This window comes from Rhizobium sp. A22-96, from assembly GCF_053521805.1.
The window spans coordinates 404,794-427,001 of sequence record NZ_JBNWDQ010000001.1; the positions used below are offsets into that span (position 1 = coordinate 404,794).

The following is a 22,208-nucleotide window of genomic DNA, read 5'->3' on the forward strand; positions in this document are numbered from 1 at the left end:
GGGCGCCGAACGACCTTCGGCGCCCGTCAGGATTTTCTGACGGAAAGATAGCGGCGCGGGGACAGGCCGAATGCCTTCCTGAACATGGCGATGAAGCTGCTGGCGCTCGCATAGCCCAGGCCGTCCGCCACCTCGATGATCGATCTGCCCGCAGTCAAGTATTCGAGCGCGAGCAGCAATCGCGCCTGCTGCCGCCAGTTGGCAAAAGACATGCCCGTTTCCGCATTGAACAGCCGCCTCGCCGATCGCTCGGAGATACCGGCTTGTTGCGCTAGCTCATGAAAGGTTTGCTCGCGGGCGGGATCCGCGAGCACCGCTTCGGCAATACGGAGCACGCGCCGATCCGCAGGCATGGGCAGATGCAGACTTTCAGTCGGCGCCGCGCGAACCTCGTCCATCAAGACAGCAGCAAGACGGCGTTGTGGCGGCGAAAGCCGTTCCTCCCAGTGCCAGGTCGCGGTTCTTTGTACCAGCGCGCGCAAGACTTCGGTGACGCTCAGAACGCATGGGGTTTTCGGCAAGCCGACACTGGCCGCTGGCGTCAGCAAGATGCCCCAGCCGCTCAACACGCCGTTTGTGCTTGCCTTGTGCATCACACCAGGCGGAATCCAGCCAGCTCGCCGCGGTGGAAGCAACCAGGAGCCCGCCGGCGTGCGCATGTGCACAAGCCCGCTTTCAATACAGAATAGCTGGCCGCGCGCATGGCAATGCCAGTCATATTCGAAGGTCCCGAGACGGAATGGACTGCCGGGCTCATCCGATCCCCAGAAGGTAATAAGCGGCGGTCCATCAAGGCTGTCGCCAATGTTTTCAAGGTCCACGTTTGTTTGACCGGTTTGCGATATTTATCGTCCGAATGTCATTATCACGTCCACGGCTCCCTGCGCTATCGTTCTTGCGAACCGAGAGTTTGAAAGCGGAACGGAACCGAAGAATTCATGCAGGATTTTCATGTCGTCATCATCGGCGCGGGCCTTGGGGGCCTGTGCCTCGCGCAGGGTTTGAAGCGCGTTGGCATCAGTTTTGATGTCTATGAACGCGACCCGGCACCCGATAGCCGCGTTCAGGGCTATCGCATCCGGATAGACGCTGACGGGCAACGAGCGCTGCGGGCGTGCCTGACACCCGAACTCTTTGACCTTTTTCGAGCGACTGCCTCCACAAGTACTTCAGCCGGACGTTTCCTGACGCCACAGCTTCTGCTGATTTCAGGTCGGGCGCCGACGAGCTGGGATACGGATGAAGACGACGACGCATGCGATCTGAGCGTCAACCGGCAGACCCTTCGCGAAATCCTGCTTTCCGGAATAGAGGACCATGTTCATTTCGGCCATGGAATAAGCGGCTATCGCTGCATGGGTGACGGATCTGTAGAGGCTCTGTTCGAGAACCTCTCTCCAATATCATGCAACCTACTGGTCGGCGCGGATGGCGTGAATTCGGCGGTGCGTCGGCAGATGATCCCCTATGCCGAACCGATCGATACAGGGTCGATCTGCGTCTACGGCAAGATCGAGTTGCCACTGGCGATAGATTCCGACGTGTTCAGCGATGGCACCACCGTGATCTTTGCCGATGGCTGCACCGCGATTTTCGATGCCATGCGTTTTGCCGGTGATTTTTCGAAGCTTGCGGCAGGGCATGCGCCCGGCTGCAAACTGACGCCGATGGCCGACTATCTCTATTGGGCTTTGATTGGCCCGGTTCAGCGACTGGGTCTGAAGAACTACGATCACGCGCAAGATCTGCCGATCCTGCTTCGGACTGCGCTGCGCGGCTGGCATCCCGATCTCAAACAGATCATCACCCGCAGCAAGCCAGAGGCGGTGGCTGCCCTGCCCGTTCGAAGCGGACGCCCCGATGCCCTCTGGCCGTTCGGCTCTGTGACGCTTCTGGGAGATGCGATCCATGCGATGAGCCCTGCCGGCGGCCTTGGCGCGAATACGGCGCTCGAAGATGCGCGTGTGCTCGCGGGAATCATTGCCGATGCTCGCGCGGCAGCAAGGCCGGCCAATATCGCGTTGCTCGACTACGAAGCCGATATGCGCGAACGAGCCGGCCGCGCCATCGATGCGTCCGAACGCGGCGCAGCAATGCTGTTCAAAGATATTGCTTGAGGAAAAAATACCATGACAATCGACACAACCACCTTCACCTTTCACGATGTCTCCCTGTGGCCGATCGTCCGCCAGAGCGCTCAATCGGTACGGCCTGGCTATGCGGCACAATGGGAGCGGGAGATGGATTCCTTCCTCGCCATCTCCATGCCCTTCGTCGTGATCATGGAAGGTGACCAGCCGGCCGAAGATCATGAGGATCGCAAGGCAAGGGGCATCTGGCTGAAAAGAAACAAGGCGGCTCTCGCCGCAAACTGCAAGGCAGTTATCGGCGTCGAGGCCAGCGCCATCAAGCGCGCTGCCATACAGGTTCAGATGAGCCTGGCAACGAAAGCGTTCGGCACCCGCATGGAAATTGTCGCCTCGCCGAGCGAGGCGCTCGAGCTCGCCGAGAAAATTCTCAAGGCAAAAGAGGACGGAGCTAATAGCTGATATCTGCCCCGGCTCCTGTAACAATACGTTGCCCAATGGCAACAGATGTTTAAAAACATGAGATTTATAATCAAGATAAATCCCGGCCACGCGGCAAGCGAGTCGAGCAAAAGCAAGCACTTATCGGGGCGGCGCGCTCATAACCATGGAGCGCGCACCTCCATTTTAGAAGCGATCTAATAGATTGAGATTGCGAGGCATTTATCGATCACCTACAGCCGACATTCGGGCCTTTCGAGGCTTGAAGTCTGGATGAAGTCGATGAATGCCAAGACCTTTGATATCGCTGGTTTATACGTTTCCGAACAAGGGCGCCTGCGCCAGCTCGTCCGGCGCCTTGTCGGCAACAGGGCGACGACGGAAGATCTCGTCCATCAGGCCTTCATCAAGCTGCTAGCAGCCGCGGATGCCGGCAATCTCGACAATTGCCCGGCCTATCTGACGACGACGGCGCGTAATCTTGCGCTCAATCATCTCCGTGATCTCAAGCGGCACGGCGAAATCGGCATTCCGGACACTGAGCTTCACGCCATACCCGACGCCCGCCCCTCGCCGGAAATGACGGCAGTTTATCGCTGCGAGTTGCGGCGCGTTCTGCAAGCGGTCGCATCGCTGCCGCCGAAACGCCGCGAGGCCTTCGTCCTCAACAAATTCGAGGGCATGAGCTACGATGAAATCGCCGCCCGTCAGGGCATTTCCCGTAACACCGTGATTTCCCATATTGTTATCGCCCTTGCCGATCTCGACCGGAAGATCGGTCGCAATTAATCCGGTTTACCATTCATTAGATTGCTCGCCTGAAGTGTCATTGGGAATAGAGGCCTTGACACACCGGAGCGGGCCGAGCGCCCGGACTGTGAAGCGATATGAACGAAGACGCCACCGATCCGATCGTCATGGAAGCCCTGGAATGGTTCGTGCGGATGCGCGACGACAAGGTTACGGCGGCCGACCGACAGGCCTTCGAAGCCTGGCTCACCGCGAATGACGCCCATGTAGCCGCTTGGGAGCACGCTCAGATCCTCTGGGCACGCTTCGACATCATGCAGCCGGAATTCGATCGAATGCGCCGCGGTCGCCCGCTGCTGTCACGACGCAATTTCGTCCTGGGTTCCGTCGCAATCATCGGCGGGCTTGGTGGCCTCTATGCCATCAATCAGCCGGGCCTTTTTGCGGAATACAAAACCGACATAGGCGAGCGCAGGACGATCGACCTGCCCGATGGCAGCACAGTCGAGCTTGGTAGCTATTCGGCACTCTCGACGCATTTCAGCGACACGGAGCGGCGCGTCGAGCTTTATCGCGGTGAAGGATTCTTCGATGTGTCACGCGATCCGGCTCGCCCCTTTCTATTGGATGCCGGGGGTGGAAACACCCGCGCACTCGGAACGAAGTTCGATGTGAAATTCGTAGACGATCTCGTCACCGTCGCCGTCAGCGAACATGCTGTGCGAGTCCAAGGAGGCGGATTCTCAAACCTGCGACTGGAAGAGGGATGGCAGGTCAGCTATGGCCGCGACGGTCTCGGCCAGCCGATAGAGGCAAGTCTCGACACTGTGGAGGCATGGCGCAGAGACCGGATCATCTTCCAGGACGTGCCCCTGCGGCGCGTATTGGCGGAACTGGAGCGCTACCGGCGCGGCCGCATCATTCTTATGGATAGTAGTATCGGCGACATACCCGTTACGGCGATTTTTGAAACGGCCCGTACCGAGAGCGCTTTGCAGACGATCGCAGACACACTTGGCATCCGCCTCCTGAACGCGGCCAATTATGTCACGCTCGTCTACCGCTCCGGCTAAATTCCAAAAAACATGAATTTTATTCTCAACTCATTCATTAGCTCCGCCCACTCGGGTGTCTAACTTCTCGAGGCCATCGAACCGAGGCCTTCTTGAGCAGCAATCCCGCATTGGCGGGCACAGGATGCAGGTGGGGCTATGCAGTACCGCGGAAATGACACTCGGAGATCTCAGCAAGACGACGGAGCCGGCAAATTGCGCTGCAACCATTCCCTTGCATTCGCGCTGCTGGTCACGACCGCGCTCGGCACCATCATTGCCGCCCCTGCGCCTGTCTTCGCGCAAGCGGCCGAGAAGACTGGCCGCGTCGCCTACAACATCCCGCCGCAGCCTCTGTCCCAAGCTCTCGTCCAATTCTCGAAAGGGACTGGCATCCAGCTTTTCTTCAGCGCCGATGTGGCGCGCGGCATAAGCTCGAGAGGTGCCAGCGGATCGCTGACCCGCACCGAAGCCTTGGACAAGATCCTGGCCGGATCAGGCCTGACCTATCATTTCACCAACGCAACGACGGTGACGATTTCCAACCCGAGCACTGTAGCCGCCGGCGCGGCGGCTACCAACGGAGCAACGACGCTCGCTCCCATCGTGGTGCAGGCGGCCAAGCAGAATGGTTTCGTCTCGACCGACGGCAATGTCGCATCGAAGTCCGGCATCCCGCTGCTGGAAACGCCGCAATCCGTGCAGGTGGTCACCAAAGCTCAGCTTGAGGTTCAAAAGCCGCAGACCGTCCGCCAGGCCATTGCCTATTCGGCCGGCGTGACCACGCCTGACAGCCCTGACAACCGGCTGGACAATTTTCTGGTTCGCGGATTCCAGATCGACCAATATTATAATGGCCTGAAGCTCCAGCAGGGAACCTGGGCCGTGCCGAAGGTCGATCCCTTCTTCCTCGACAGCATCGAAGTCCTGCAGGGTCCCGCCTCGGTTCTCTACGGCCAGGGATCGCCCGGCGGTCTTCTCAACATGGTCGGCAAGAAGCCGACGGATGAACCGCTGCATGAGATCCAGTTTCAGACCGGCAGCTACAACCGCGCCCAGGCAGCCTTCGATTTCAGCGGACCAGTGAATGACGATGGCACATTGCTCTATCGCCTGACCGGATTGGGCCGCACGACCGGCACCCAGGTCGAGAACCAGCGCGAAGAGCGCGTCGAGATTGCCCCATCCGTGACGATCAAGCCGGACGAAGATACCAAACTGACGATCCTCGGCGACTACCTCAACGACCCGAGGGGCGGATTCTGGAGCCGTCTGCCGGCGACCGGAACCATATTCCCCACCAGCCGCGGCACCTATTTCCCGACCGACCTCTTCACGGGCGACAAGGATTTCGATCACATGCGGCGCCAGCAGCAAAGCATCGGATACGAATTCGAGCACCGCTTCAACGATATCTGGACCATACGGCAGAACGTGCGCTTCCAGCACATGAGCGTCGACTATGCCGAATTGCAGGCCTCCGCCCTAGCCGCCGATGGCCATACATTGAGCCGATCGGCCTATACGGCGCAGGAACAGCTCAACACGCTTGCGATCGATAACCAGGCCGAAGCGGACTTCGATACCGGGCCCGTCGCGCACAAGGCCATTCTGGGATTGGACTACCAGTATAAGAACTGGAACAATCTCACCCATTATGGCGCAGGCCCGTCACTCGATCTCGACAATCTCGACTACACGCAGGCCGTGAAGCTTCCCCCCATTTTCCAGAATGCCAGCCAGAGACAGCAGCAGTTCGGCATCTATGCGCAGGATCAGCTCAAGCTTGATAATTGGGCGCTGCTATTGTCCGCTCGCCAGGATTGGGCTTCGACCGACAGCGACAACTACCTGAAAAACGCGACTACCGATCAGAACGACCATGCCTTCACCTGGCGCGCCGGCCTGACCTACCTCTTCGACAACGGCTTCGCGCCCTATGCGAGCTATGCAACCTCCTTCAACCCCACGATCGGCGTCAACGCCTCGGGAGACCCCTTCAAGCCGACGACCGGCGATCAGTACGAGGTCGGCTTCAAATACCAGCCGACAGGCTATGACAGCTTCATCACCGCGTCGCTCTACGACCTGACGCAGCAGAACTACCTGACCAACACCCTGACGACACCCGTTGTTCAGACTCAGGTCGGAGAGGTCAGAAGCCGGGGCGGTCAGATCTCCGGCGTTGCCAGCATCAATGACGAGCTCAACCTGACCGCATCCTACGCCTACCTTAGCAACGAAATCCTGAAGGCGAGCGACGGCACGGCAGGCAACCGCATCGCCAATCTGCCCGCCAATACCGCATCGCTATGGGCCGACTACAAATTCCAGGATGGAACGGGCGACGGGCTGGGCCTGGGTTTTGGCGTCCGCTATATCGGCAGCCGTTACGTCACCAATGCCAACGCCGTGAAGATACCCGACCATGTGGTATTCGATGCGGCGGTGAACTACGATCTCGGAAAGCTCTCAAACGAGATGCGTGGAGCGACATTTGCCTTGAACGTATCGAACCTGTTCGACAAGCACTTCATCAGCGATTGCACCGCGGCAGGTTGCGTGTACGGCATGCGCCGCACCGTCTTCGCCACGCTCGGGTACAAATGGTGACGAGAGAAGCAAAGGGCTCCATGGCCGGCATCGGGCGACGCGCGGTGCTGGCAGGTCTCGCGGCCACGTGGGTCGGCGGCACATCCTTACGGGCAGCCGGTCTGCCCGATACACCAGCCGCAGACACCCCACGCATAGCAGCATTGGACTGGGGCATTGCCGCGACGCTGATGGCGCTGGGCATTGTGCCGATCGGCGTGCCCGCACCAGGCTGGTGTGATCGCTATGTCGTCGACCCCGTCCTGCCGGCTTCCGTCGTCGATGTCGGTCTGTTGTTTACGCCGAATTTCGAGGTGTTGCTGGCGCTTGCTCCTAGCCTGATCGTCACCACACCCATCTTGCAGCAGGCAGCACCAATGCTTCAGCGCATCGCGCCTGTCTATGGTGATCTATTGTTCCAGCCCGCACCGGACGTTCTGGAAATCGCCGAGCGGGGGACACTCGGCCTTGCCGACAGGATCGGCATCCACGATTCAGGTTTGCGCCTCGTTGAATCCACGCGCGCCGAGCTGAACACGGCCGGTCAACGTCTCTCGGGCTACGCAGGGCGGCCGGTGCTGCTGGCAAGCCCGCTTGATAACCGGCATGTCAGCCTCTTCGGCCCCAACAGTCTTTATGGTGGTGTGCTGCGGCGTATCGGCTTGCCGCTCGCCGAGCCGAATATATCAGGTGAATTCATCATCGTCGGGTTGGAAAAGCTTGGAGCCTACGACGACGCCACTATGGTTCTGATCGATAGTCCGCTCGCACCGGGAATGGCGAGCCGCTTGACAGAAAATCGTCTATGGCGAACCTTCCCCTTTGTCCGCGAGGGGCGATTGCGCGCCATGCCCACCGTGCTGGGCTCCGGCGGATTGCCATCCGCGTCCCGTTTCGCGCGTCTGCTTACTACCGCGTTGAGCGACAATGGTAAGGAAACGCCGTGATGCTGGTACAAGACAAGCTTCGTCCAGGTCCGGCCGCGATCATCCTAGCCCTGTTTTTGGCCGCTCTCGTTTCCGCCGCAATGCGGCTGTCGGAACTGTTGCCTGTGCATGATTGGTGGCAGGTAGCCGCCAATCCCGATCTCAATTCCTATGTGCAGATTCTCGTTCACGACAGCGTGCTGCCGCGCTTCCTGATTGCGCTTGTCGCCGGCGGCGCGCTTGGACTGTCGGGCACGATCTTCCAGCAGGTACTGCGCACGCCGCTTGCCGATCCATCGACGCTCGGCGTTTCGGCCGGTGCCTATCTTGCACTGGCGCTTACGACCCTTTGGTTCCCCGCCCTGGCATTGTCGGTGCGCGAGCTGATTGCTCTCGCCGGCGGGCTGGTGGCCTTCGCGCTCGTTTTCCTGATTGCATGGCCTCATCGCCTTTCACCGGTGGCGCTGATCCTCGCCGGTCTCGTTGTCACTTTCGTATGTGGGGCAGTCTCGGCCGCCGTCAGCCTATCCTACAGCCTGGGCATGACCGGACTATTTGTCTGGGCCAGCGGCTCGCTGACGCAGAATGATTGGTCCGCGGTTTCACGCCTGTTTCCCTACACGCTGTTCGGTTGCGTCGCGGCTGCATTTCTGACACGGCCGCTGGAACTGCTGTCGCTCAACGACGAAGGCGCTAGATCGCTTGGCCTGCCGCTCTTTTACGTGCGTCTGCTATCGATCGTCCTCGCCGTCGTGCTGGCCGCCTTCACTGTCAGCGCCGTCGGCGTCATCGGCTTCGTCGGGTTTGCCGCGCCATTTATCGCGCGCGCGGCGGGCGCTCGCAGATTGCCGCATCGCATGGTCGCCAGCATCCTGATCGGCGCGGTCCTGCTGCTTGCCGCCGACGAGGCGCTGCAGCAGGCCGCGCGTTTCATGCGCGAAATTCCAGCCGGTGCGGCAACAGGTCTTCTCGGCGCCCCCCTTATTGCCATCTTCCTGAGGCGCCTGCCTGTCGTGGAAACACCCACCGCGCCAATCGCCGAGAATCGCAACCATCGCCCCCTTCTCTACCTCGCAATCACAGCAGCCGTGCTGTTTGTGGTGATCTGGGTTTCGCTGTCTCTCGGCCCGTCGCTGGATGGCTGGAGCTTCGCATCGCCATCACAGATGCAATCGCTATTGATCTGGCGTCTGCCGCGCTTGGCGGCCGCTGCTTCCGCCGGCATTCTCTTCGCGCTCTCGGGAACGATCATCCAGCGCATGACGAGCAATCCGATGGCAAGCCCCGAAGTCATCGGCGTCAGCACGGGCGCCGCCCTCGGCATCCTGCTGCTGATCCTGCTTGCGCCAAGCTTTACGCCACTCACACAGCTCGCCGCTGCGGCTGCCGGCGCAATCGTCAGCCTGATTGCCGTGCTGCTGATGGGGTATCGCAGCCGTTACAATCCCGACCATGTGCTGCTTTTCGGCATCGCGATCAACACCGCTTTCGCCGCGCTGATCGCTGTGCTGCTCGGCACCGGACTGCCAAAGGTTTTCGGGGTCATGCAGTGGATGGCGGGTTCGACCTACAGCACGACCCCGATGCAGGCGACGATCGCAGTCACCGTTGCTGCCATCATATTGCTGATCGCGCCATTCTTTACCCGCTGGCTCGATCTGCTGCCGCTGGGCGCTGCGTCCTCGAAAGCGCTTGGCCTCAGCACATCGACAAGCCGGGCGGCACTTCTGCTGCTCTCGGCCGTCTCTGCCGCGGCAGCAACCTTGCTCATCGGCCCCTTGAGCTTCGTCGGCCTGATGGCGCCGCATATTGCGCGAACGCTCGGCTTCCAACGCGCGCTTCCGCATATGATCGCCGCCGCTTTGACCGGAGCCGCCATCACGACATGCGCTGATTTCATCGGGCGCGTCGCGCTTTTTCCGAACCAGCTGCCGGTCGGCATCGTCGCAACGCTGATTGGCGGTCCCTATTTTCTCTGGCTGATGCGAAAACAAGTGCATTAGGCTCAAGAATACCTATAGCAATACGGACGCATATCTTGGTAGGACGTGAGCGTACCTTCGAGTATCCGCCAGCGGGTCGCACGGTACGAAGAGACGAAGGACTATGAATGATGATGACCAGTGGCTCCGAAGCCCGCATTGTGCCTCCTGTCGACGTTTCGGCAATGGGTGGCGAAGATCTTTTTCGGCTCGACGAGGTCTCCTTTGCCGTCGCCGGTCGCACGTTGCTACAGCCGCTTACGCTGACGCTCGCACCTCGGCAGATCGTCGGCCTCATCGGCCATAACGGCTCCGGAAAATCGACGTTGCTCAAGCTGCTCGCACGCCAGCAGCCTCCAGCCGCCGGTACCATCCGCTTCGAGGGCAAGCCGCTGACGGAATGGGGCGATCGCCCCTTCGCCCGCAAGGTCGCCTATCTGCCCCAGGCTACGCCGGCCGCCGCCGGCATGTTGGTGCGTGAGCTGGTGGCACTCGGACGCTATCCCTGGCACGGCGCGCTTGGCCGCTTCGGCCAGACCGACCGCGACAAGGTCGAGGAAGCCATGAAGCTGACCGACGTCGCGGGCATGGCCGACCGGCTCGTCGACACGCTCTCGGGCGGCGAGCGCCAGCGCGTCTGGCTTGCGATGCTGGTTGCCCAGGACGCCGAATGCCTGCTGCTCGACGAGCCGATCTCGGCGCTCGATGTCGCCCATCAGATCGAGGTGCTGTCGCTGGTGCAAAGCCTGAGCCACGCCAGAGGCCTCGGCGTGGTGGTCGTGCTGCACGACGTCAACATGGCCGCGCGCTTCTGCGACCACATCATTGCCCTGCACTCAGGCCGGATCATCGCCAACGGCCCGCCGGACGACATCCTCACCACCGAGGCGCTGCGTGCCATCTATGGTGTCGACATGCACATTATCCAGCACCCTGCCTCAGGCCACCCGGTCGCCATTCCGATCTGATCAAGTGGCGGGCCACCCGGAAAACGGATCGACGAATATTCTCGCCGATCCGCTCTCTTAAACATAAGACCCTTGGACTATCAGGATGCCGCCCGGTGCAAGATTGGCGCGGCCTTCCATCCCAAATCCGGTGCGATTGATGTCACGAAATCATGAAGGATCTGCCGGTATTCCTCATCATGGAATTCGTAAGGCAACTCCAGCCGGAATTCGCTGACATAGGGCAGGATCGGATCGGCATGGAGACGTTCCAGGATCTGCTCCGATGTGCCTACGATGTCCCGCGCAAACAATGTGCGCCGTTCCCCCTGCGGTGAAAGCGTGCGTTCGTAGCGGCCGGCGGCATAGTCGGTATAGCGCTTGCGCGTCACGGCATCGGCACTGTCGAACGGAACGATGACCCGGCCGAGCGCCACTCGCCGCGTCTCGCCGCCGGAGGCACGATAGGTTTCGAGCTGCCGCGATTGCGCCAGGAAGAAATTATTCGTCTCTTCGCCCGTCGTCACGTTGCCAATCAGAAGATTGAAGCCGTTCTTGCCGGCCCAGGCCGCCGAACGCAATGAACCGCCGCCATACCAGATGCGATCGATCAGCCCCTTCGCATAGGGCTGCAGACGCGGCCGCTGCGGACCGAAGGGCGTCTTGATGACCGTTTGGTTATCACCGATGTAGGTACCTCGCAGATTGTCGGCAAAGCGCAGTACCCTCTGGTGCGAGAAGTCGTGGCTTTCCCAGTCGCCATCGAAGGCAAGCGGGCCAATGAGATCGGCATGCAAGGGGCGACCGGCGCTCAAGCCGATATTCAACCGCCCGCGCGACAGGACATCCACCGTGGCAAGGTCTTCCGCAAGGCGATAGGGGCTCTCATAGCCGATCGGAATGACGGCGGTTCCAAGCTCGATATGGCGGGTCCGCTGCGTCGCCGCCGCAAGGAAGGCGCTGGCCGAGGAGATGCCGGGCTCGAGATGCCGCTGGCGCACCCAGGCACTGTCGAAACCCTTGTGTTCGCCATGCTCAAGAAGCTGCAGGGTCTGCTCCAGACCTGCCAACGGATCTTCATCCGGATAGTTGCCTGGTGTCAGAAAGCCGATATGGCTGATCGATGGGGCTGGAAGGCTCATTCGGCTGTCTCCTCAATATTTCGGCAGGCCGGGCGGATTGGTTTCCGACTTCGGCAAGGCTTCCTCGGCCAGATGCCAGTGATCCAGAATGCGGGCATAGGTGCCGTCCTTGATCAGCCCGTTGGTGGCAACGGTGAGCGCACCAGCAAGACCACTGCCCTTGCGGGTGGTGATGGCGACATCGGACCGATCCGGCCAGCCGGCACTCAAGGTGCCGACGCGTCTGATGTTCTTGTCTCGGGCGGCGATGTAGACCAGCTGTGCATGCGGCTGCACGATGACGTCGGCGCGGCCGGACTGGAGGGCGAGAAGGCTCGCCGCATCATCGTCATAATATTGCAGTTCGAGCGGCTTCAGGCCGGCGGCCACATCCTCGTCGCTCCATTTCAGCAGGATCCGCTCCTGATTGGTACCCGCGCCGACGATGAACCTGAGGCCGGCTGCATCCTTGGGCTCCTTGATCGAGGTCACCTTGCTGTCGGTCTTGACGAAGAAGCCGTGCAGGCCCTGGCGATAGGTGGAGAAATCGAACTTCTCCTTGCGCTGCTCTGTTACGCCGACATTGGAGATGACGGCATCGTACTTGCCCGAGGTCAGCCCGAGCGGCCAGTCGATCCAGGCGACGGGAACGAGTTCCAGCTTCAGGCCGAGCGCATCGGCAACGGCATAGGCATAGTCCGGATCGGCGCCGACCACGGTCCTGGCGTCGGTCGCGTAGGTCGCAAGCGGCGGTCCGCCGGGCGCGACCGCCACGGTGAATGTGCCCGGTGTTACGAACTTGAAATCCTTGGGGATCGCAGCAACCGCAGCATCATTCTTTGCCGCGTGGACACGACCGGGCTGCTCCGGACTGAGATCGAAATCGGCAGCCGCCTTTGCAGGACTGAACCCGATCAAGGTGACTGCGGTCACAGCGGCAAGCATGGTTCTAAAGGTAGGAAGGATCGTCACGAGCACTGTATCTCCATGGCAGAAAATGGGAGCGGACCGACGCGGGCCCCACCGGCGCCGGTCCGCTCGACCAACTTTACGAACCGCTTTTCGGCAGGCCCGCAGGGTTGGTCTTGGATTGATCGACTGCTTCGGCGCTCAGGCTCCAGTGCTTCAGCACTTCCGCATATTTGCCGTCCTTGATCCGATCATTGATGGCGAGCGTCAGAGCATCGGCGAGGCCGGCGCCCTTCTTCGTCGTGACGGCGATTTCAGCCGTGATCGGCCAACCGCCCGAAACGGTGCCGACGAGCTTCCTGGTGCCGTTGATGGCGGCTTTATAGGCCTGCGTCGCATTCGGATTGAACTCAACATCGGCGCGACCCGATTGCAGGGCCAGATCGGCGGCGGCGCGGTCGTCATAGTACTGTATGTCGATCGGCTTGAGGCCGGCGGCTACGTTCTGGCGATCCCATTCGAGAATGATCTTCTCCTGGTTGGTGCCGGCTCCGGTGATCACCTTCAGACCCGCGACATCCTTGGGCTCCTTGATCTCGGTGATCTTGCTGTCGGCCCTCACATAGAAGCCGAGCACATCACGACGATAGGTGGAGAAGTCGAATTTCAGCTTGCGCTCTTCAGTCACCGTTACGTTGGAGATGACCGCATCATATTTGCCGGAGGAGACGCCGAGCGGCCAGTCTTCCCATGCAACAGGCACCAGCTCGAGCTGAAGACCAAGGGAATCGGCGAGCAGCTGTGCGATATCCGGATCGGCGCCGACAACGGTCTTGGCATCCGTGGCGTAAGTAGCGATCGGCGGATCCCAGGCATTTATAGCCACCGTGAATTTGCCGGGATTGACGAACTTGAAGCCGGGTGCGATCGCCTTGATCGCCGCGTCATCCTTCTCCGCCCTTACGCGATTGGACGTGTCCGGGCTCAGATTGAATTTCTCGGCCGCATTGGCGACCGCGCCGCTCATCACCACAGCGGTGACGACCCCTGCCAGCATGTACTTCGCTCTATTAAAGAATGTCATTTCCCTTCTCCAATTCATCCTAAGGTTGTTATTGTTGTCGTTGTCTTCCGAGTACCCGTCACGGCCCGGCATTTTTCACCAGCTTGTGTCTGCTAGAGAACCTTGGCGAGGAATTCGCGCGTGCGCGGATGCCTCGCATCATTGATGATCTGCGTCGGCGATCCCGCCTCGATAATGTGGCCGCCTTCCATGAAGACGACGGTATCGGCAACCTCTCGGGCAAAGCCTATCTCGTGGGTGACAATGACCAATGTCGTCCCGGTGCGGGCAAGCTCCTTGATCACGTCGAGCACTTCGCCGACGAGTTCCGGGTCAAGTGCCGAGGTCGGCTCATCGAACAGCAGCACCTTCGGCCGCAATGCCAAAGCCCGGGCGATGGCGACGCGCTGCTGCTGGCCGCCGGAAAGCTGGCGAGGATAGGCATCGATCTTGTCGCTGAGGCCGACGCGGGCGAGCAATTCCTGCGCATAGGCCACCGCCTCCTCCCGGCTCAACCCGCGCACCTGGATCGGCGCCTCGATGAGGTTTTCCAGCACGGTCAGATGCGGGAACAGATTGAAGCTCTGGAAGACCATGCCGATATCAGTCCGGCGCTTCAGGATGTCCTTCTCCTTCAGCTCGTAGAGCACCTCGCCCTTTTGGGTGTAGCCGACAAGCTCGCCATCCACCGAGATGAAGCCGCTGTCGACACGTTCCAGATGGTTGATGGAGCGCAGCAGCGTCGACTTTCCTGAGCCCGACGGGCCGATAATGGCGGTCACGCTTCCGGCCGGCAGGCTGAGCTCGATATCGTCAAGCACTTTCAGCGTGCCAAAGCTCTTCGATATACCATGAATACGCACCGCGCCGCCCTTGGCGCGAAGATCCGTCACGCTCCGGAAAGCGGCAAGCCTTCCATTGTCCACCCCAGCACCGGCGGCAACGACAGGCAGCGGGCGGCGGAAACGCTGGAAGAAGGCCTGGAATGGCAATGGGGTCGGATTGCGCAGAGCGCCGCGGGAAAAGTAGCGCTCGATATAGTGCTGGGCGATCGACAGAACCGTCATGATGACGAGATACCAGACGGTCGCTACCATCAGCAGCGGAATGACTTCCAGATTGCGGCGATAGATCACCTGCACTGTGTAGAAGAGTTCCGGCAAGGCCAGCACGTAGACCATCGACGTGCTCTTGGCGAGACCGATGATCTCGTTGAAGCCTGTGGGAAGAATGGAGCGCATGGCCTGCGGCAGAACGATGCGAAATGCCTGGCGGCGTCGCGACAGGCCGAGCGCGGCGGCCGCTTCCAGCTGCCCCTGGTCGACCGACAGGATGCCGCCGCGAACGATTTCGGCGAAGAAGGCCGATTGGTTCAGCGTCAACCCGAGAAAGGCCGCCGCAAACGGCGTCAGAAGCTGCGTTGTCGGATAGTCGAACAACACCTTGTCGGTGAAGGGCACGCCGATGGTGATCGTCTCATAGAGATAGCCGAGATTGTTGAGCACGAGCAGCAGCACGATCATCGGGATCGAGCGCAGCAGCCAGATATAGCCCCAGGACAGACTGGACAGCAGCGGCGATTTCGAGACGCGCGCCAGAGCCAGCGCCGTGCCGAGGATGGAGCCGGAGACGGCAGCAAGTGCCGTCAGAAGCAGCGTCCTGCCGAGGCCCACGAGCACCGGCTCGGCAAAGAACCACTCGGCGAAGACGCCCCAGCCCCATCGGGGATTGGTGAAGGTGGAATAGAGGACGGCTGCAAGAACGAAGGCGGCGAATATCGTACCCGCCGTGCGCCAGGGATGGCGCGCCGGCACGATGCGATAGCGCGCATAATCGGTCTTCGTCTCGTTGCTTCCGGCGGCGGGATCGATACCGGCGAAATCCGTTGTCAGTGCCATGATGCTTGCCCCTATGATTATTGTTGCTTCGATCCGCCGTCAGCGTCCGGCCGCGGCCAGTCGCGGCGGTGAGCCGGAGGTCTCGACGGAATAAGACGGCGCCAGATGGCTGACGTCCTTCTCGAAAGGCAGGCTCTTGTAGATTTCAGGATCGACCGATGTGTCGAAGAGAGCGGCATAGCCGTTGGTCAGATAGAGGCCGACGGCCTCCGGCTGGCGAAAACCGGTCGTCAGGTAGATGCGCTCATAACCTTGCCTGGCGGCCTGCAGTTCCAGCTCGACCAGGAGCTTGCGCGCCAACCCCTGACGCCGCAGATCATGCCGCGTCCAGATGCGCTTGAACTCGGCGGTCCGTTCGTCATAGCGCTTGAACGCGCCGCCGCCGATCGTCTCGCCGTCCCTTAGGAGAAGCAGGAAATTGCCGTTCGGCGGCGCGAAGGCTTCCGGCGGATAGCGGTTCAGTTCGGCGGCAGCACCTTCGGCGTTGAAATAGGTGCCGTAGCGGCTGTCATATTCGAAAATCAATTCGTCGATCAGCGGCTTGGCGCGCGGGTCGAGCGTGGTCGTATAGAGAAACGTGTCGCTCATGTCGTTCGTCACCTGTTGTCATCCGCAAGGAAGGTTTCGGCGAGCCGCACCCAGTAGCGGGCGGCGGGCGCGATGATGGCGTCGTTGAAATTGTAATGGGCACTGTGCAACGGAGCACTGTCGCCATTGCCGACGAAGAGGTAGCTGCCGGGCTTGGCTTCGAGCAGGTAGGCAAAGTCCTCGCTTGCCGTGCGCGGCCGGAAATCCGCCTCGACTGCCGCCGGGCCAAGCGCCTGTACGGCAACGCTGCGGGCAAAAGCGGTTTCATCGGCGTGGTTGACCAGAGCCGGAAAGCCCAGGCGATAGTTGACCTCAGCCACCGCGCCGAAGCTTTCGGCCTGCGCACGGGCGAGTGCCGGAATGCGCTCCTGAAGCTTTATGCGCACCCCTTCGCTGAAGGCGCGCATGGTGAGCTTCAGCTCGACGCTTTCCGGAATGACGTTCGATGCCGAGCCAGCATGGATCGAGCCCACCGTCGCCACGGCCATGTCCTGCGGATCGATATTGCGCGAGACCACGCTTTGCAGAGCCGTGATGAAAGACGCCGACGCCAGCACGGGGTCGACGGCCCGATGCGGTTCAGCGCCGTGACCGCCCTTGCCAACGATCTTGATGACCGCCTGGTCGACCGAGGCCATGGCAGGACCGGCAACGAAGCCGAATTGCCCTTCGGGAACACCGGGCCAATTGTGGAGGCCAAAGATGGCATCGACCGGAAAGCGATCGAAAAGCCTCTCGGACAGCATCTTGCGGGCGCCCGCACCGATCTCTTCGGCCGGCTGGAAGATCAGCCGCAGCGTGCCGTTGAATTGGCTGCTCTCGGCGAGGTAGCGGGCAGCAGCGAGCAGGATCGAGGTATGCCCGTCATGGCCGCAGGCATGCATGACGCCGGGATTGCTGCTGGCATAGTCAAGCCCGGTCGCCTCATCAATCGGCAGGGCATCCATATCGGCACGAATACCGAGACTGCGCTGCCCATCGCCCCGCTTCAGGGTGGCGACAACGCCGGTTCCGGCAATGCCCGTCTCGACTTCATAGCCCCAGTCAGTCAGGAGCGATGCCACTCGCTTGGAGGTGCGGTGTTCCTGAAATGCCAGCTCGGGATATTGATGCAGATCGTGTCGCAGCGCGATGATCTCGTCGAGATAGACGGCGATCCCTGTCTCGACGGGGTCATTGAGGGAAGCAGTATCGACGATGGCGTTCATGGGGGAACAATCCGGGCTCAGGCGCCAACGGCCTTTGCAGGTTCGATATGATCGGATTGCTCGGCATGGCGGCTCTCGCGGAACGGCAGGCCGAGATGATCCCGCAGCGTCTCGCCCTTCAGCTCCGGATCGAAATAGCCACGGCTCGTCAGGATCGGCAGGACATGCTTGGCGAAATCGTCGAAGCCTTCTCCGATGACGGGGAAACCGAGGATGAAACCGTCAGCGCCTTCCTGATCCACCCAGCGGATGATCTCATCGGCGATATGGTCGGCAGTTCCGATGAAGGCGGTGCGCGGCGTTGCGGCGTCGAGCGCCACTTCGCGAAGGGTCAGCCCCTTTTCCCGCGCAGTCTTCTTGATACGGTCGGTCGTGGCGCGGAAGTTATTGCGGCCGATATCGCCGAGATCCGGGAAAGGCTCGTCCAGCGGATAGGCGCTGAAATCATGATGATCGAAGAAGCGGCCGAGATAGGCCAGCGCCTCTTCTATCGTGACGAGGTTGCGGATTGCCTGGTACTTGGCCTCCGCCTCCTCCTGCGTCGCGCCGACGATCGGGCCGATGCCGGGGAAAATGCCGACCTCGGCAGCACTACGGCCATGGGCGATCGCACTCTGCTTGACCTGCTTGTAGAAGACCTTGGCATCCTCAAGCGGACCGCCATTGGTAAAGACGGCATCGGCATGCTTGCCGGCAAGACGAATGCCGGAATCGGATGCACCGGCCTGGAACACCACAGGCTGACCCTGCTTCGATCGGCCGATATTCAGCGGTCCTTCGATCCGGAAGAAGCGCCCCTTGTGGTTCAGGCGATGCAGCTTGGCCTTGTCGGCATAAACGCCCGTTTCGCGATCGCGAGGGAAGGCATCGTCATCCCAGGAGTCCCACAGGCCCTTGGTGGCATCGAGATATTCGTCGGCGATCTCGTAGCGCAGCTCATGCTCGGGATGCTCGCGGCTGTAGTTGCGACCGGAGCCTTCGAGCGGCGAGGTCACGGCATTCCAGCCGGCGCGGCCGCCGCTGATCAGATCGAGCGACGCGAACTGTCGGGCGATGGTGAAGGGATCGCTGTAAGAGGTGGAGACCGTGCCGACCAGACCGAGCTTCGTCGTAAAGGCGGCCAGCGCGGACAGGATCGTCAGCGGCTCGAAGCGGTTGAGGAAATGCGGGATCGACTGCTCGTTGATGTAAAGCCCGTCGGCGACGAAAGCGAAGGCGATGCCGGCTTCTTCCGCCTTGCGCGCCGTCTTGACGAAAAAGTTGAGATTGGTGCTGGCATCAGCCGGGACGCTCGGGTGCTTCCAGGCATTCATGTGGCCGCCCGGGCCTTGCAGCATGATACCGAAAGTGACGTGTTTTTGAGCCATGATTGGTCCTCCTGGGACAGGCTGTTCAGGCGACGAGGGAAAGCCGCTCTTTGGCGAGCAGTTCAATTGAGGTGAGCCGTTCCGCCGCCGTCAGCGCCGGCGCGTCGAGGACGAACTCCTCGACACCGTAGCGGCGGTGCAGCGCATCGAGTTCGTCACGGATCTGTGCCGCCGTGCCGTGCAGCACGCTCGGCACCTTCTCTTCAGTGCGATAGTCCGTGACGCCAGCCTGACGAGCGAATTCAGCCGCCTGCTCCAGGCTGCCGACATTGACGCTCTGGCCGTTGGGCAGGAAAAGCTTGACGATGCGAAGCTGGCCAACGCGCTCGCGGGCATAGGCCTCGCTTTCAGCAGCAAAGGCAGCGAGCGCCAGGATCGGAACCTTGCCACCCGTCGCACGCCCGTATGCCTCGAAGGTTCGTTTCAGATTTTCGGGATCGCCGTTCAGATGGCCCGCGAAAACTAACGTCCAGCCCTTCTCCGCCGCAAGCTCGGCGCTCTCGACGCTGGCACCGAGGAGAAAACGCTCCGCTGCGCGAGGCGGAAACGGTGTCGCCAGCGCGCCGTCGGATTGAGGGTCGGCCGCGAGATAACGGTTCAGATCGGACAGCTGCTCGGCAAAGCCCGGCTTCTTCTCCGGATCGATGCCGATCTGCAATGCGCGTGTTGAGAGTGGAAAGCCACCGGGCGCCTTGCCGACACCAAGATCGATGCGGCCGGGCGCGAGCGACGCCAGAAGATTGAAGGCCTCGGCGACCTTATAGGCGCTGTAGTGCTGCAGCATGACGCCGCCGGAGCCGATGCGGATCTTCGAGGTTCTGGCAAGAAGATAGGCGATCAGCACTTCAGGCGCCGAACTCGCGAGGTTTGCCATGTTGTGATGCTCGGCAACCCAGAAGCGATGATAACCGAGCTCTTCGGCTCTGACCGCCAATCGCGTTGTGGCGCTAAGCGCGTCGCTAGCGCCAAGGCCCTGCTCGATCGGGCTCTTGTCGAGAAGGCTGAGAAGATAGGACATGCCGTTTCATTTCATCCATAATTGCAACCAATGCCGACCATTGTCGCCATAGTCTATAAAAAGCATAGATTTTAAGGAATTTAAGAAACAGCTTTCTTTTTCTTCATGCAGATGCGGAAAAAATCGGCAGTCGAGTAAAGTAGTGAATGGGGCGATACAAAGGGCACGCGGCCGGAAAATGACACGGCCTTATGACAAGCAATCGCCGGTATTTCCGGCGCCTTGCCTGCTACCGCGGCCTCAAACCGCGCCCATGAGACGGGCTGTGTCCGAGCCCGGCGGTGCTCCAAACATCCGCTTATAGTCACGGCTGAACTGGGACTGGCTGTCATATCCGACCATGACGCCGGCAATTCCGGCCGTAAGCCGCTCCGAAAGCAAGATGCGCCTCGCCTCCTGCAACCGCACCTGGGTGCGATACTGGAACGGCGACATCAGAGTAATCGCCTTAAAATGGCGGTGGAACGAGGTGACGCTCATTCCCGCAAGATCCGCCAGGTCTTCGATGCTCATCGGCTCTTTGTAATTGGCCTTGATCCAGCTTGTTGCCTTGCTGATTTGCCAAAGATGGGAGCCGGCGAAGGCGAACAGCGCAAGGACGTCGCCAAGTCCGCTTCGAGCAAGACGATAATGGATTTCCTGGACAATCAACGGTCTGAGAAAATCGATTTCGTCTGGGTGATCAAGCAGGGACATGAGCCTTGCAAACGGCTCGAGCAATGCGCTCTCCAGCGGTGCGGCGATGACACCCGCCAATGGGCTGGCTGACACCTGACGCGTCGGGAGGCACTGCAGGACCTCGGCCAGCAGCGCGCGATCCAGGTCCATCGTAAGCGCCAGATGGGAGCGCCCGTCGTCGGCACTGAACACACGGGAAGCGACGGGCAGATCGGCAGTGACAAGAAGAAAAGTCGATGGATCAGCGTAGAAGGGCTCCTCGCCGAGGCTGACCGTCTTGCCACCCCGCAAGATGATGCAAACACGCGGATTGTACAGCGCATGTATGGGATGAACGCTCGTGCTCATCTGATAGAGCGTCAGGCCGGGAACGACGGTCGGGTAGCGCGGCACATGGGCGTGGCGCTCGACGACGTCGCACATGGTGTCCAGAAGTTGTTTCATGATGCATATCCTTTGAAACGAACCTGACACGACGCCGAAGCCCTGAAAAGTCCCTCCCCACCAACCTTGGTAGGATCGTGCAAAATATTGGCATGATCGCCGTAGTTTAAAGACGCCAAAGCGACCAAATTCCGTTGCGTGTGCTGATCAAGGGTTGGCAGGTCAAGTGCTCCGCAGGCGGATGTCTGCATCACCTGGCCCTGCACCGACGATTGGCAACATGTTCGAAATAGGAAAGGTATTGCACGATGTCCGAAAAGATTTGGTTCATCACCGGCTGCTCCACAGGACTCGGCCACGAACTCGCCAAGCAGGTCCTCGACCGCGGCGACAGCGCTGTGCTAACCGCACGGCGGCCCGAAAGCCTTGACGAGCTTGCGAGCAAGCATCCAGGCCGGGCCATCACACTTCCGCTGAATGTTACGAGCGGGGCGGCAATCGAGAAGGCAGTCTCCGACGCCGAAGCTCACTTTGGGCGCATCGACGTGCTCGTCAACAATGCCGGCTATGGCTACTTCTCTGCCATTGAAGAGGGCGAGGATGCTGAAATCCGGCGCCAGTTCGAGACAAACGTCTTCGGACTATATGCGGTCACAAGGCGCGTGTTGGCGGGCATGCGGGCCAGGCGCGCCGGTCACATCATCAATGTGTCGTCTATCGGCGGCCTGATGGCCTTCCCGGCCACTGGCTACTATCATGCCAGCAAGTTTGCCGTTGAGGGCTTCTCGGAATCGCTGTCGCAGGAGGTCGCTCCCCTTGGGATCAAGGTGACCATCGTCGAGCCCGGCGGGTTCCGGACGGATTGGGCCGGCCGGTCAATGGTCGAGTCCAAGACGATTATCGACGATTATGCCGAAACGGCAGGCGCACGCCGAAAGGCCGCCCATGAATATTCCGGCAAGCAGCGTGGCGACCCTGCCCGCGGCGTCGCCGCGATCATCAAGGCCGTCGATTCAGCCGAACCGCCGCTGCGGCTGCTGCTTGGCTCCGACGCCTACCGGCTTGCCGAGTCGCGCCTGGCAGCCCTTCAGAAGAACTTCGAAGCCTGGAAGGACGTTACCCTCAGCACCGACTTTCCCCAGGACTAGTATCGCAAACCATCATGGAGTGGCCGGCTTTCAAGGGAGCCGGCCGCTC

The 22,208-nt window shown here is 60.8% G+C and carries 19 protein-coding genes; 9 read left to right on the plus strand and 10 right to left on the minus strand.

The window, feature by feature from the left end:
* Nucleotides 1–26: 26 nt before the first annotated feature.
* Entirely contained in the window at nucleotides 27–821 is a 795-nt protein-coding gene (locus ACQZ6F_RS01775) for an AraC family transcriptional regulator (protein WP_449095771.1), read from the minus strand.
* A 117-nt stretch (nucleotides 822–938) separates the two neighbouring features.
* Here ACQZ6F_RS01775 and ACQZ6F_RS01780 point away from each other — a divergent pair, with 117 nt between their 5' ends.
* The 8 genes from ACQZ6F_RS01780 to ACQZ6F_RS01815 all read left to right on the plus strand — a co-directional run bounded on the left by ACQZ6F_RS01780 (nucleotide 939) and on the right by ACQZ6F_RS01815 (nucleotide 10,798).
* Nucleotides 939–2,117, plus strand: a complete 1,179-nt coding sequence (locus ACQZ6F_RS01780) for an FAD-dependent oxidoreductase (RefSeq protein ID WP_449095772.1) — start codon at nucleotides 939–941, stop codon at nucleotides 2,115–2,117.
* Between the two features lie 12 nt (nucleotides 2,118–2,129).
* Entirely contained in the window at nucleotides 2,130–2,549 is a 420-nt protein-coding gene (locus ACQZ6F_RS01785) for a hypothetical protein (protein WP_077468131.1), read from the plus strand.
* A gap of 261 nt (nucleotides 2,550–2,810) precedes the next feature.
* Complete coding sequence (locus ACQZ6F_RS01790; RefSeq protein ID WP_267551692.1) at nucleotides 2,811–3,317, plus strand: RNA polymerase sigma factor; 507 nt, start codon at nucleotides 2,811–2,813, stop codon at nucleotides 3,315–3,317.
* Nucleotides 3,318–3,415: 98 nt separating this feature from the next.
* The gene (locus ACQZ6F_RS01795) at nucleotides 3,416–4,351 is read left to right on the plus strand and encodes a FecR family protein (protein WP_449095773.1); all 936 of its coding nucleotides are present in this window, start codon (nucleotides 3,416–3,418) and stop codon (nucleotides 4,349–4,351) included.
* A 195-nt stretch (nucleotides 4,352–4,546) separates the two neighbouring features.
* Nucleotides 4,547–6,943 (plus strand): TonB-dependent siderophore receptor, encoded by a 2,397-nt coding sequence (locus ACQZ6F_RS01800; protein WP_449095774.1) that lies wholly within the window; start codon nucleotides 4,547–4,549, stop codon nucleotides 6,941–6,943.
* The gene (locus ACQZ6F_RS01805) at nucleotides 6,940–7,869 is read left to right on the plus strand and encodes an ABC transporter substrate-binding protein (RefSeq protein ID WP_449095775.1); all 930 of its coding nucleotides are present in this window, start codon (nucleotides 6,940–6,942) and stop codon (nucleotides 7,867–7,869) included. Before ACQZ6F_RS01800 ends, ACQZ6F_RS01805 begins: the two co-directional genes overlap by 4 nt.
* A complete protein-coding gene (gene fhuB / locus ACQZ6F_RS01810) occupies nucleotides 7,869–9,851 on the plus strand; it encodes a Fe(3+)-hydroxamate ABC transporter permease FhuB (protein WP_449095776.1) in 1,983 nt (660 codons plus the stop codon). Before ACQZ6F_RS01805 ends, fhuB begins: the two co-directional genes overlap by 1 nt.
* Before the next feature lie 164 nt (nucleotides 9,852–10,015).
* Nucleotides 10,016–10,798, plus strand: a complete 783-nt coding sequence (locus ACQZ6F_RS01815; RefSeq protein WP_449095797.1) for an ATP-binding cassette domain-containing protein — start codon at nucleotides 10,016–10,018, stop codon at nucleotides 10,796–10,798.
* Nucleotides 10,799–10,878: 80 nt separating this feature from the next.
* On the opposite strand, the gene ACQZ6F_RS01820 is transcribed toward ACQZ6F_RS01815, so the two are convergent.
* The 9 genes from ACQZ6F_RS01820 to ACQZ6F_RS01860 form a co-directional block, all read right to left on the minus strand.
* Nucleotides 10,879–11,919: an LLM class flavin-dependent oxidoreductase gene (locus ACQZ6F_RS01820; RefSeq protein ID WP_449095777.1), complete on the minus strand. Its 1,041-nt coding sequence runs from the start codon at nucleotides 11,917–11,919 to the stop codon at nucleotides 10,879–10,881.
* A gap of 12 nt (nucleotides 11,920–11,931) precedes the next feature.
* Entirely contained in the window at nucleotides 11,932–12,843 is a 912-nt protein-coding gene (locus ACQZ6F_RS01825) for an ABC transporter substrate-binding protein (protein WP_449095798.1), read from the minus strand.
* A 103-nt stretch (nucleotides 12,844–12,946) separates the two neighbouring features.
* Complete coding sequence (locus ACQZ6F_RS01830; protein ID WP_449095778.1) at nucleotides 12,947–13,891, minus strand: ABC transporter substrate-binding protein; 945 nt, start codon at nucleotides 13,889–13,891, stop codon at nucleotides 12,947–12,949.
* Between the two features lie 92 nt (nucleotides 13,892–13,983).
* Complete coding sequence (locus ACQZ6F_RS01835; RefSeq protein WP_449095779.1) at nucleotides 13,984–15,768, minus strand: amino acid ABC transporter permease/ATP-binding protein; 1,785 nt, start codon at nucleotides 15,766–15,768, stop codon at nucleotides 13,984–13,986.
* A gap of 39 nt (nucleotides 15,769–15,807) precedes the next feature.
* A complete protein-coding gene (locus ACQZ6F_RS01840; protein ID WP_449095780.1) occupies nucleotides 15,808–16,368 on the minus strand; it encodes a GNAT family N-acetyltransferase in 561 nt (186 codons plus the stop codon).
* Nucleotides 16,365–17,564: a M20 aminoacylase family protein gene (locus ACQZ6F_RS01845; RefSeq protein ID WP_449095781.1), complete on the minus strand. Its 1,200-nt coding sequence runs from the start codon at nucleotides 17,562–17,564 to the stop codon at nucleotides 16,365–16,367. Before ACQZ6F_RS01845 ends, ACQZ6F_RS01840 begins: the two co-directional genes overlap by 4 nt.
* A 17-nt stretch (nucleotides 17,565–17,581) precedes the next feature.
* Nucleotides 17,582–18,931, minus strand: a complete 1,350-nt coding sequence (locus tag ACQZ6F_RS01850; protein ID WP_449095782.1) for an LLM class flavin-dependent oxidoreductase — start codon at nucleotides 18,929–18,931, stop codon at nucleotides 17,582–17,584.
* 25 nt (nucleotides 18,932–18,956) lie between these two features.
* A complete protein-coding gene (locus ACQZ6F_RS01855) occupies nucleotides 18,957–19,949 on the minus strand; it encodes an MsnO8 family LLM class oxidoreductase (protein WP_449095783.1) in 993 nt (330 codons plus the stop codon).
* 240 nt (nucleotides 19,950–20,189) lie between these two features.
* Nucleotides 20,190–21,071 (minus strand): AraC family transcriptional regulator, encoded by an 882-nt coding sequence (locus tag ACQZ6F_RS01860; protein WP_449095784.1) that lies wholly within the window; start codon nucleotides 21,069–21,071, stop codon nucleotides 20,190–20,192.
* Between the two features lie 248 nt (nucleotides 21,072–21,319).
* Between ACQZ6F_RS01860 and ACQZ6F_RS01865 the strand changes: the two genes are divergently transcribed.
* A complete protein-coding gene (locus ACQZ6F_RS01865) occupies nucleotides 21,320–22,159 on the plus strand; it encodes an oxidoreductase (RefSeq protein ID WP_449095785.1) in 840 nt (279 codons plus the stop codon).
* Nucleotides 22,160–22,208: the final 49 nt, after the last annotated feature.

What these genes read in the sequence shown, in the direction of transcription:
- ACQZ6F_RS01820 (WP_449095777.1), bottom strand. Translation starts at nt 11,919, where the DNA reads ATGAGCCTTCCAGCCCCATCGATCAGCCATATCGGCTTTCTGACACCA.
- ACQZ6F_RS01785 (WP_077468131.1), top strand. Translation starts at nt 2,130, where the DNA reads ATGACAATCGACACAACCACCTTCACCTTTCACGATGTCTCCCTGTGG.
- fhuB (WP_449095776.1), top strand. Translation starts at nt 7,869, where the DNA reads ATGCTGGTACAAGACAAGCTTCGTCCAGGTCCGGCCGCGATCATCCTA.
- ACQZ6F_RS01860 (WP_449095784.1), bottom strand. Translation starts at nt 21,071, where the DNA reads ATGAAACAACTTCTGGACACCATGTGCGACGTCGTCGAGCGCCACGCC.
- ACQZ6F_RS01830 (WP_449095778.1), bottom strand. Translation starts at nt 13,891, where the DNA reads ATGACATTCTTTAATAGAGCGAAGTACATGCTGGCAGGGGTCGTCACC.
- ACQZ6F_RS01795 (WP_449095773.1), top strand. Translation starts at nt 3,416, where the DNA reads ATGAACGAAGACGCCACCGATCCGATCGTCATGGAAGCCCTGGAATGG.
- ACQZ6F_RS01850 (WP_449095782.1), bottom strand. Translation starts at nt 18,931, where the DNA reads ATGGCTCAAAAACACGTCACTTTCGGTATCATGCTGCAAGGCCCGGGC.
- ACQZ6F_RS01790 (WP_267551692.1), top strand. Translation starts at nt 2,811, where the DNA reads ATGAATGCCAAGACCTTTGATATCGCTGGTTTATACGTTTCCGAACAA.
- ACQZ6F_RS01835 (WP_449095779.1), bottom strand. Translation starts at nt 15,768, where the DNA reads ATGGCACTGACAACGGATTTCGCCGGTATCGATCCCGCCGCCGGAAGC.
- ACQZ6F_RS01815 (WP_449095797.1), top strand. Translation starts at nt 10,016, where the DNA reads ATGGGTGGCGAAGATCTTTTTCGGCTCGACGAGGTCTCCTTTGCCGTC.
- ACQZ6F_RS01855 (WP_449095783.1), bottom strand. Translation starts at nt 19,949, where the DNA reads ATGTCCTATCTTCTCAGCCTTCTCGACAAGAGCCCGATCGAGCAGGGC.
- ACQZ6F_RS01780 (WP_449095772.1), top strand. Translation starts at nt 939, where the DNA reads ATGCAGGATTTTCATGTCGTCATCATCGGCGCGGGCCTTGGGGGCCTG.
- ACQZ6F_RS01865 (WP_449095785.1), top strand. Translation starts at nt 21,320, where the DNA reads ATGTCCGAAAAGATTTGGTTCATCACCGGCTGCTCCACAGGACTCGGC.
- ACQZ6F_RS01845 (WP_449095781.1), bottom strand. Translation starts at nt 17,564, where the DNA reads ATGAACGCCATCGTCGATACTGCTTCCCTCAATGACCCCGTCGAGACA.
- ACQZ6F_RS01825 (WP_449095798.1), bottom strand. Translation starts at nt 12,843, where the DNA reads ATGCTTGCCGCTGTGACCGCAGTCACCTTGATCGGGTTCAGTCCTGCA.